Annotated in this window: 8 protein-coding genes and 1 tRNA gene; 2 read left to right on the top strand and 7 right to left on the bottom strand. The window is 71.7% G+C overall.

Annotated features, from left to right (window positions below):
* Positions 1 to 74: 74 nt before the first annotated feature.
* The 5 genes from AC0I8G_RS13705 to AC0I8G_RS13725 all read right to left on the bottom strand — a co-directional run bounded on the left by AC0I8G_RS13705 (position 75) and on the right by AC0I8G_RS13725 (position 4,554).
* On the bottom strand, positions 75 to 1,001 hold the full coding sequence (locus AC0I8G_RS13705) for a GNAT family N-acetyltransferase (protein WP_471730396.1): 927 nt from the start codon (positions 999 to 1,001) through the stop codon (positions 75 to 77).
* Positions 1,002 to 1,145: 144 nt separating this feature from the next.
* Positions 1,146 to 1,898, bottom strand: coding sequence for a hypothetical protein (locus tag AC0I8G_RS13710; protein WP_471730397.1), 753 nt, complete (start codon positions 1,896 to 1,898; stop codon positions 1,146 to 1,148).
* A 69-nt stretch (positions 1,899 to 1,967) separates the two neighbouring features.
* Positions 1,968 to 2,945, bottom strand: coding sequence for a ribose-phosphate diphosphokinase (locus AC0I8G_RS13715; protein WP_328292500.1), 978 nt, complete (start codon positions 2,943 to 2,945; stop codon positions 1,968 to 1,970).
* Positions 2,942 to 4,393 (bottom strand): bifunctional UDP-N-acetylglucosamine diphosphorylase/glucosamine-1-phosphate N-acetyltransferase GlmU, encoded by a 1,452-nt coding sequence (glmU, locus tag AC0I8G_RS13720; RefSeq protein WP_471730398.1) that lies wholly within the window; start codon positions 4,391 to 4,393, stop codon positions 2,942 to 2,944. Before glmU ends, AC0I8G_RS13715 begins: the two co-directional genes overlap by 4 nt.
* 89 nt (positions 4,394 to 4,482) lie before the next feature.
* Positions 4,483 to 4,554, bottom strand: a tRNA-Gln gene (locus tag AC0I8G_RS13725).
* A gap of 128 nt (positions 4,555 to 4,682) precedes the next feature.
* Here AC0I8G_RS13725 and AC0I8G_RS13730 point away from each other — a divergent pair.
* Both AC0I8G_RS13730 and AC0I8G_RS13735 read left to right on the top strand, forming a co-directional pair.
* Positions 4,683 to 5,321 carry a TetR family transcriptional regulator gene (locus AC0I8G_RS13730; RefSeq protein ID WP_380259230.1) on the top strand — a complete coding sequence of 213 codons (639 nt, stop codon included), beginning with the start codon at positions 4,683 to 4,685 and terminating at the stop codon, positions 5,319 to 5,321.
* 25 nt (positions 5,322 to 5,346) lie between these two features.
* The gene (locus AC0I8G_RS13735) at positions 5,347 to 5,841 is read left to right on the top strand and encodes a MarR family winged helix-turn-helix transcriptional regulator (protein ID WP_380162419.1); all 495 of its coding nucleotides are present in this window, start codon (positions 5,347 to 5,349) and stop codon (positions 5,839 to 5,841) included.
* Between the two features lie 49 nt (positions 5,842 to 5,890).
* Here the strand turns inward: AC0I8G_RS13735 and AC0I8G_RS13740 are convergent, their stop codons facing one another.
* Both AC0I8G_RS13740 and AC0I8G_RS13745 read right to left on the bottom strand, forming a co-directional pair.
* Positions 5,891 to 7,390, bottom strand: coding sequence for a sugar transferase (locus tag AC0I8G_RS13740; RefSeq protein ID WP_471730407.1), 1,500 nt, complete (start codon positions 7,388 to 7,390; stop codon positions 5,891 to 5,893).
* 326 nt (positions 7,391 to 7,716) lie between these two features.
* A complete protein-coding gene (locus tag AC0I8G_RS13745) occupies positions 7,717 to 9,519 on the bottom strand; it encodes an ABC-F family ATP-binding cassette domain-containing protein (RefSeq protein ID WP_471730399.1) in 1,803 nt (600 codons plus the stop codon).
* Positions 9,520 to 9,663 lie beyond the last annotated feature (144 nt).

Here is a 9,663-nt window from a genome sequence, read left to right on the forward strand (position 1 = left end):
TCCTGAACAGTGACACGGAACTACTCGGGCGGGGCTCGACGATCGTCGCTCCGTCCACTCGACCCCACCCCCGCTCACTGCACGCGAATGGCCTGCTGCAGCCTCCGGGCTGCGTTCAAGGATCGCGAGGGGATCGAGTGCGCGACGAGGTAGGCCTCCTCCTCGGCTCCCAGGCTGCGTTTGAACCGGGCGATCTCGGGGGTGACCGAACCGACGAGATCGAGACGGCGGTACCCCCGATCCAGGGCCCACCGCACCACTCCCGCAACGAGGAGGACGTTGGGGTGCGCGTCCCGATAGGCACGGAAACCCCCGCCGGCCCAGCCGAAGACCGTCTCTCCGTGGCCGAAGCCGGTGATGATCCCCGCCGGTTCGCCATCGACGGTCGCAGCCAGGAACACCGCGTCGTCACGAGCCCCGTAGGCGTTCCACACAGCACGTCCGGCACCGGGCGCGTACGGAGACGGGAGACCGTGCGCACCGTAGGCCTCGTCGAGCTGCTGCGGCAACCAGGTGGCCACCTCGTGCCCCTCGGCCGGTCGGACCACGACTCCCGCGTTCTTCGCCCTGGCCGCGCTCTGACGGGTTTGGCGGCGAACGCGTCGCCAGAACTCGGACTCCGAGCCGTGCGAGAGGTCGAGCACCATCGTCGTGGCGTTCGCGCAGGAGAACCCCCGCGCAGACAGCACGTCGTCCTCAGGAGAAGTACCCGGAGCGAACTCCGCCCGGAGGACTGCGACCAGGCGGGAACGTGCCCAGGACGTGGTGGCCTCGAGGGCGGCCGTCAGCACACCGGCGGGCACGAGCGGCCCCACGTAGGGGAAGGGTGCCTCGGCCCGGACGAGCAGAGGACCCCGCCGGACGAGGAGCTGAGGCGCGACCCCCAGGGGCGCCCGGTCCACACAGACGACCAGCGGCACGAACCGCCATCCGTTGACCGCCGCCTGGACGGTCAGCCACTGCCAGCGGTGGAATGCCGTGGACCCGGGCGAGCGGTCCACGATGTAGTCCCACTCACCCGGGTCCTCCGCTGGACGCAGTCGGACCCGGGGTCCGACAGGGTTTCCCTCTCCCGGTACGTGAGCGCGCATGGGCGAAGTGAAGCACCGTTCCCCGTTCCCGGTCAGGCCGCGTTCTCCTCGCGGTCACCGCTCGGGTTCAACCTCCCGGGGACGGAGACCCTTCGCCACCAGCTCTGTGAAGTGCAGCTCGGGTACCAGAACTGCTCCGTGCCTCGTGAAGTGCCCCTTCTGGGGATATCCGCAGTCGATGACCTGCCAGCGCGTCCCGCTGTTGAGCACCTCGATCGCGGCGGCCAGTGCGAGCGTCCCTGCGTCGTCCTCGAGGTGGAACATGCTCATGATGGCAAGGGTCGTACCCACTTCGATGCCCCAGAAACCACCGACGAGCTTCCCTTGGTGGTACGCCTCCACGGTGGCGGTGAAGCCCTGTGCGTGCACCTCCCGGTAGACGTCGATCACCGCGGGTGTGAGCCAGCCGCTGCGGCCGCGGGCACAGTGCTGGACCACGGCGTCGAAGTCCTGGTCGAAGCGGATCTCCACGGCACCGCGCCGTTGCAACCTGCGCGATTCGCGCGGCACCCTCGCGGACTCGGCCGTGATGACGCTGCGCTCCGGGAAGCGCTCCCAGCGGAAGTAAGGATCTCTTCCGAAGAGCACTTGTCCACGGACGTAGTTGCCTACGACCTCGGAGACGCTCGGGCGCACCAGGCCGCTCGCCGAACGGGACACTCGATCAGCGATGTGCCCTGTGACGGTGGGACCGAGAGTGGTCACCGCTCGCGTCACGAGGAGGGTCCGAACCCTCCGCACACTCCCGAGCAGCAACCCGGTGACCCGGTCCGTCGTCGACCGGACCGGGTCCTCAGTGTTGGTCATCGACGTCCGACCTCCGGGAACGGCGCTCCCGCGGGAGGAGCGAGGCACCACGGTCGCTGCTCCCGCGTCTCAGCTGTGGCCGTCGAAGAGCGACGTGACCGAGCCGTCGTCGAAGACCTCGCGGATCGCGCGGGCCAGCAGCGGGGCGATGCTCAGCACGGTCAGCTGCGGGAACTGCTGGGACTCCGAGATCGGCAGCGTGTTGGTCACGACCAGCTCGGAGATCGGCGAGTTCTTCAGGCGGTCGATCGCCGGGCCGGAGAGCACGGCGTGCGTCGCGGTCGCGATGACGTCGGCGGCGCCGTTGGCCATGAGGGCCTCGGCGGCCTGGACGATGGTGCCGGCGGTGTCGATGAGGTCGTCGACGAGCACGCAGGTGCGGCCCTCGACGTCACCGACGACCTCGTGCACCTTCACCTGGTTCGGCACGTTGGGGTCGCGACGCTTGTGGATGATCGCCAGCGGGGCGCCCAGGCGGTCCGACCACAGGTCGGCGACGCGCACCCGGCCCGCGTCCGGGGAGACGATGGTGATGTTGGAGCGGTCGACGCGCTTGCCGACGTGGTCGGCGAGCAGCGGCAGCGCCCACAGGTGGTCGACGGGACCGTCGAAGAAGCCCTGGATCTGCGCGGTGTGCAGGTCGACGGACATGAGGCGGTCCGCCCCGGCGGTCTTGAACATGTCGGCGATGAGGCGGGCCGAGATCGGCTCGCGGCCGCGGCCCTTCTTGTCCTGGCGGGCGTAGCCGTAGAACGGCGCGACGACGGTGATCCGCTTGGCGGAGGCCCGCTTCAGCGCGTCGACCATGATCAGGTGTTCCATGATCCACTGGTTGACGTTCGAGGTGTGGCTCTGGATGACGAACGCGTCGGAGCCGCGGACGCTCTCCTCGAAGCGGACGTAGATCTCGGAGTTGGCGAAGTCGTAGGCGCTGGTCGGGACGAGTTCGGCACCGAGTGCGGCCGACACCTCCTCCGCGAGTTCCGGGTGCGCTCGCCCGGAGATGAGCACCATCCGCTTCTCGCCCGTGGTGGTGATACCGGTCATGACTGGCTCTCCCTGTCCGTGCTGCTCTGCTCGTTCGCCCGCTGCGCCGCTTCGGCCGCGGGAGTTCCTGGGCGCCTGGAGAGGGTCCAGCCCTCCATGTTGCGCTGGGGAGCCACGTTGATCGCGAGCGCCCCGGCGGGGACGTCCTTGCGGATCACGGTGCCGGCCCCGGAGTAGGCGCCGTCGCCGACGGTGACGGGAGCGACGTACATGTTGTCCGAGCCCATCCGCACGTGGTCGCCGACGGTGGTGTGGGCCTTGCGGACCCCGTCGTAGTTCACGAAGACGGACGCGGCCCCGATGTTGGAGTGCTCGCCGATCGTCGCGTCGCCGACGTAGGACAGGTGCGGCACCTTCGAGCCCCGGCCGATGGTGGCGTTCTTCGTCTCGACGAAGGTGCCGATCTTGCCGTCCGCGCCCAGGCGCGTGCCCGGGCGGAGGTAGGCGAAGGGACCGACCTGGGCGCCCGCACCGATGACGGCCGAGGAGCCGTGGGTGCGCTCGAGCACCGCGCCGGCGCCGACCTCGACGTCGGTGAGGGTGCAGTCGGGGCCGACGACGGCGCCCGTGGCGACGCGGGTGCTCCCGTGCAGCTGCACGCCGGGGCGGATCGTCACGTCGGGTTCGAGGGTGACGTCGGCGTCGATCCAGGTGGTCGACGGGTCCACGATCGTGACGCCGGCGAGCATCCAGCGCCGCAGCGTCCGGCGGTTGGCCTCGGCGGCGAGGTCGGCGAGCTGGACGCGGTCGTTGACCCCGCGGATCTCCCACTCGTCCTCGAGGGCGAGGGCCTCGACGCGGCCGCCGGCGGAGCGGATGAGCGCGAGGACGTCGGTCAGGTAGACCTCGCCCGCGGCGTTGTCGCGACCGACCCCGGCGAGCGCGGCCCGCAGGGCGGTGACCTCGAAGGCGTAGACGCCGGAGTTCACCTCGCGCACGGCCCGCTGGTCCTCGGTGGCGTCCTTCTGCTCGACGATGGCGCTGACGCCGTTCTCGTCGCGCAGCACCCGGCCGTAGCCGGTGGGGTCGCCCAGCAGGGCGGTGAGGACGGTCATGGCGTTGGCGCCCTCGGTGTGGACCCGGGTGAGCCGCTCCAGGGTCTCCCCCGAGAGCAGCGGCACGTCGCCGTAGGTGACCAGGACGGTGCCGGTGAGGTCGTCGGGGAGGGCGTCGAGGCCGCACTGGACGGCGCGGCCGGTGCCGGGGACCTCGTCCTGCAGCGCGATCCGCGCCTCGGGGAAGTCTTCGGCGAGCGCCGCGCGGACCCGCTCGGCCTGGTGGCGCAGCACGAGCACGAGGTGCCCGGGGCCGGTGGACCGCGCGGCGCGCAGGGCGTGCCCGACGAGGGGACGTCCACCGAGCGGGTGCAGGACCTTCGGGGTGGCCGACTTCATCCGGGTGCCCTCACCCGCGGCGAGGACGATGACGGCGGCGGGCTGGGTGGTCACGCGGGGCGCGCTCCTCGCGGCTGGGGTGACGTCGGCGGACGGTGCCGAGGATATCGGCCCCTGCAGGTTGCGACGGACACCCGCACGAGCTCCCGGGAGAGGATTCGAACCCCTACTGGACGAGACCAAAACCCGCCGTGCTGCCGTTACACCACCCGGGACAGCTGTCGCGGACCATGATGCCAGTCCTCCACGGGCTCGCGGTCCGCACCCGTGCGACCACCCCTTCGGCCCAGCAGGGCAGGATGGGCCCGTGACGCCAGCCCCCAGCGGACGATCCCGGTCCCGCATGACCGGTGGCGAGCGTCGCGAGCAGCTCATCGGGGTCGGGCGGGCGCTCTTCGCCGCCAAGGGCGTCGAGGGGACCTCGGTCGAGGAGATCGCGGCCGCGGCGGGCGTGTCGAAACCGGTGGTCTACGAGCACTTCGGGGGCAAGGAAGGTCTCTACGCGGTCGTCGTGGACCGCGAGATCGCCGCTCTGCTCGGCGCGATCACCCGGTCCCTGTCCGGTCGCGGCAGTCCACGCACGTTGCTGGAACGGGCGACGATCGCGCTGCTCGACTACATCGAGGGCTCCACCGACGGTTTCCGCATCCTGGTCCGCGACTCCCCCGTCACCCAGGCCACGGGGAGCTTCGCCAGTCTCATCTCCGACATCGCCCGCCAGGTCGAGCACCTGCTGGTCGACGCCTTCGCGGCGCGCGGGTACTCCCCGGAGCGTTCCGGGATGTACGCCCAGATGCTGGTGGGGATGGTCGCGATGACCGGCCAGTGGTGGCTGGACACCCGGGAGCCGGACAAGGAGGAGGTCGCCGCGCACCTGGTGAACCTCGCCTGGAACGGGCTGACCGGTCTGGAGGCCGAACCGCGGCTCTCGTCCCGCTCGCGACCGGCCGAGCCGGAGGAGGCGCCCCGTGACCTCGCCTGACCCGGGTGCGGACGCGACGCAGGACCTGACGCGGAGCTCGGACGAGGTCGACCTGATCGTCGCCGCCTGGCGGCGCGAGGCCCCGCAGCTGGACGTCGAGCCCCTGGAGGTCCTCTCCCGGGTCGCCCGCCTGGCCCGCCACCTGGACAGGTTGCGCCGCAACGCCTTCAGCGCCCACGAGCTCGAGACGTGGGAGTTCGACGTCCTCGCGGCCCTGCGCCGGGCCGGCCACCCGCACGAGCTGTCCCCGGGTCAGCTGCTGGTGGAGACCCTGGTGACGAGCGGCACGATGACCAACCGCGTCGACCGGCTGACCTCGCGGGGTCTGGTCGAGCGCCGACCGGACCCCGACGACCGGCGCAGCGTCCGGGTCCGGCTCACCCCGGCCGGTTCGGCCGTCGTCGACGCCGCGCTGGCCGACCTCGTCGACGCCGAGCACCACATGCTGGACGTGCTGCCACGCGAAGAGCGCCGGGCACTCGCCACGTTGCTGCGGCGGGTGTCGGCGCCCTTCGAGTGAGCTTCCGGTGAGCGTGGTGGGAGCGCTCAGTAGGCCCCACGGCGCGACATCAGTACGCTCCGCGTCCCCGGAGCACGGCCCCGGCGGTCTTCCACAGGATCATGAAGTCGAACGTGAAGGACCAGTTCTCGACGTAGCGGACGTCGAGGCGCACCGACTCGTCCCAGTCCAGGTCGGAGCGGCCGTTGATCTGCCACAGACCGGTCAGACCCGGCTTGACGAGCAGGCGGCGACGCATGTCGTAGCCGTACTCGTCGACCTCCTTCTGCAGCGGCGGGCGCGGGCCCACCAGGGACATCTCGCCGCGGACGACGTTGATGAGCTGCGGGAGCTCGTCGATGGAGTAGCGGCGCAGGACGCGGCCGATGCGGGTGATTCGCGGGTCGACCTTCATCTTGAAGAGCACGCCGTTGCCGTCGGTGGACTCGCGCAGGTCGATGAGCAGCTTCTCCGCGTCGGTGACCATCGAGCGGAACTTCATCATCGGGAAGGTCTTGCCGTCCTTGCCGACGCGCTGCTGCTTGAAGAACACCGGGCCACGGCTGTCGAGCTTGATGGCCAGGGCGAGGACCAGGATCAGCGGGCTGAGCACGACGAGCGCGGTGGCGGCCGAGACGCGGTCCACGGTGGTCTTCGCCAGTCGGCGCACACCCTCGAGCTCGGGACGCTCCACGTGCAGCAGCGGCAGGCCGCAGACGGGCCGGATGGCGACGCGCGGGCCGATGACCTCGGTCAGGGCGGGAGCCACGACGAGGTCGGCGCGGGTGGCCTCCAGCTCCCAGCCGAGGCGGCGCAGGCCCGGGCCGTCGAGCTCGGGCGAAGCGGTGACGAGGACGACGTCGGCGTCCACGCTGGTGACGGCGTGCCGGACGTCGTCGAGGCTGCCGATGACCGGGATGCCCAGCTCGGTGAGCTCGGCGTCGTCGGCGGCGCTGCCCTGGCCGCCGGGGACGCAGGCCCCGACGATCCGCATGCCGTGGTAGCTGGCGCGGTGCAGCTGGCGGGCCATCGCCGCGACACCGGCGCGGTGGCCGACGGCGACGACGGTCTGGCCGGCCTCACCGCGGGTGCGCGCGGCGTGCAACTGCTGGCGCAGCGCGTAGCGGCCGATGAGCGTGAGGAGCGTCGCGATGGGGAAGGCGACGACGACGTAGCCGCGGGCGATCTCGAGGCCGAAGGCCCACGAGCTCGTCCCGACGAGGGCGACGAAGGCCAGCGCAGCCGTCAGGACGCGGTGGAACTCCTCGGAGCCGACCCCCAGGAAGCGGGGTTCGTAGGTCCGCAGGGCGCCCATGGCCACGACCCAGAGGACGGGCAGCAGGACCGCGCAGGCCACGACGGCCCGACCGGAGGTCGTGGCGAGGTTGGCGGGGCTGTCGTTGAACCGGGCGAAGAAGCCGACGAAGGCGGCGAACGCGGCGGCCAGCGCGTCGACGGCGATGATCTTCTGGACGTAGGTGCGCTGCCAGGCGGGCGTGCGTTCGGCGAAGCCGAAGGTGTTCCGCTGACGAGGGACGAGCAGACGTTCACGCCGGACGGGATCGGACAGGTCGTCCGCCGGCGAGGTCCCGAGGAGCTGGTCGTCCAACTCCCCCGGTGACGTTCTGGTGCCGGGTACGTCGCTGATGCTCAAAGTCCCCCCTGGACTGGTACGTCGCACCTGATCGCCAGGCGCGTCACCGGCGGTCGACGCCCCCACGTGTGGACTACCGGTGCGTGGCTCAGAGTAGGGGAGAGCCACCCGAACGACGCAAGGCGTGGCAGGTCGCGTCACCGTCCTGGTGCAGGAATCGTCCGGATGGCGTCACCCGTTCGACGCAATGGTCATCAGACACAACTGTCAGTGATCGAAACGCTCGCCGGCCCCGCAGCGCGTCACTCCGCCAGCTCGGAGGCCTCCAGCCAGCTCTCCTCGAGGTGCTCCCGCTCCGCGCTCAGGGAGCGCAGCTCGGCGTCCAGCGTGGTCACCGCGGCCACGTCGGTGGCCTTCTCGACCATCTGCGCGTGCAGCTCCACCTCGCGCTGGTCGAGCTTCTGCAGCCGCCGTTCGATGCGGCCCATCTCCTTGCGCGCGGCCCGCACGGCGGCCCCGTCGACGGCGGTCACCGCCGCACCCTGGGCCGCAGGTGCAGGTCGAGCCTGGCCCGCGGCCTTCAGCACGGCACGGCGCTGCAGGTACTCCTCCACCCCGTTCGGCAGGTCACGCACGGCCCCGTCGCCCAGCAGCGCCACCTGGCGGTCGGTGATCCGCTCGAGCAGGTACCGGTCGTGGCTGACGACGACGAGCGTGCCCGGCCACCCGTCGAGGAGGTCCTCGACGGCGGCCAGGGTGTCGGTGTCGAGGTCGTTCGTCGGCTCGTCCAGGAGCAGGACGTTCGGCTCGGCCATCAGCAGCCGCAGCAGCTGCAGCCGACGACGTTCACCGCCGGAGAGGTCGTCGACGCGGGTCCAGGCCCGCTGGGCCGTGAACCCGAGCCGCTCCAGCAGCTGTCCCGCCGGCACGTCGCGGTCCCCGAGGCGGACGTGGCTGGCGACCTTGTCCACGGCCTCCAGGGCCCGCAGCTCGCCGACCTCGTCGAGCTCGAGCACCTCCTGGGTGAGCGTGGCGACGACGACGGTCGACCCGCGCTTCACCCGCCCGGAGTCCGGTTCCAGCGTGTCGTTGACCAGGCGCAGCAGCGAGGACTTCCCGGCGCCGTTGACACCCACGATCCCGATCCGGTCGCCCGGCCCCAACCGCCAGGTCACCTCGTCGAGCAGCGTCTTGCCGCGGAAGGCGAGCGTGACGTCCTCGAGGTCGACGACGTCCTTGCCGAGGCGGGTGGTGGCCATCTTCGCGAGCTCGACGGTGTCGCGCAGCGGTGGGACGTCCTCGATGAGGGCGTTGGCGGCGTCGATGCGGAAGCGCGGTTTGCTCGTGCGGGCCGGCGCCCCGCGGCGCAGCCACGCGAGCTCCTTGCGCAGCAGGTTCTGCCGGCGCTCCTCCGTCACGGCGGCGACGCGGGAGCGTTCGGCCCGGGTCAGGACGTAGGCGGCGTACCCGCCCTCGTAGGGGTCGACGACCCCGTCGTGGACCTCCCAGACGCGCTCGCAGACCGCGTCGAGGAACCACCGGTCGTGGGTGACGACCAGCAGCGCGCCGGACCCGAGCGGCCAGCGGGTGCGCAGGTGCTCGGCCAGCCAGGCCACGCCCTCGACGTCGAGGTGGTTGGTCGGTTCGTCGAGGACGACGAGGTCGTGGTCGTCGGCGAGCAGCGCGGCGAGCGCGACGCGACGGCGCTGCCCCCCGGACAGCGTGGAGACGACGGCCTCCAGGCCCCCGACGTCGGAGGCCTCGAGGTCGCCCAGCAGCCCGGCCACGACGTCGCGGATGCGCGACTGCGAGGCCCAGGCGTGGGCCGGTTGGTCGCCCAGGACGGCCTCGCGGACGGTGGCCCCCGGCGCCAGGGTGTCGGTCTGGGACAGCATCCCCATCCGCAGCCCCCCGGTGTGGGTGACGCGACCACCGTCGGCCTCCTGGGACTTCGCGAGCAGGCGCAGCAGGGTCGACTTGCCGTCGCCGTTGCGGCCGACGACGCCGATGCGGTCCCCGTCGGAGACCCCCAGCGACACCCCGTCCAGCAGGGTGCGCGAGCCGTGGACGACGGTGAGTTGTTCGGCGCTGATGAGGTTGGCCATCAGGACCTCCCTCCGGGAGTGGGTGTGGAGACGGCTTCGAGGACCCGGGCGCCGGGGACCGGTCCGGTGGCGGTGCGCAGACGCTCGGTCCCGAAGACGGGGGCGAGGTCGAGCGCGAGCCGGCGGGCGGCGGGGGCCGAGGGG

The organism is Kineococcus sp. AC630 (assembly GCF_979255925.1).

Coding starts and splice junctions, on each gene's coding strand:
- AC0I8G_RS13715 (WP_328292500.1), bottom strand. CDS start 2,945: ATGACCGGTATCACCACCACGGGCGAGAAGCGGATGGTGCTCATCTCC.
- AC0I8G_RS13710 (WP_471730397.1), bottom strand. CDS start 1,898: ATGACCAACACTGAGGACCCGGTCCGGTCGACGACGGACCGGGTCACC.
- AC0I8G_RS13745 (WP_471730399.1), bottom strand. CDS start 9,519: ATGGCCAACCTCATCAGCGCCGAACAACTCACCGTCGTCCACGGCTCG.
- AC0I8G_RS13730 (WP_380259230.1), top strand. CDS start 4,683: ATGACCGGTGGCGAGCGTCGCGAGCAGCTCATCGGGGTCGGGCGGGCG.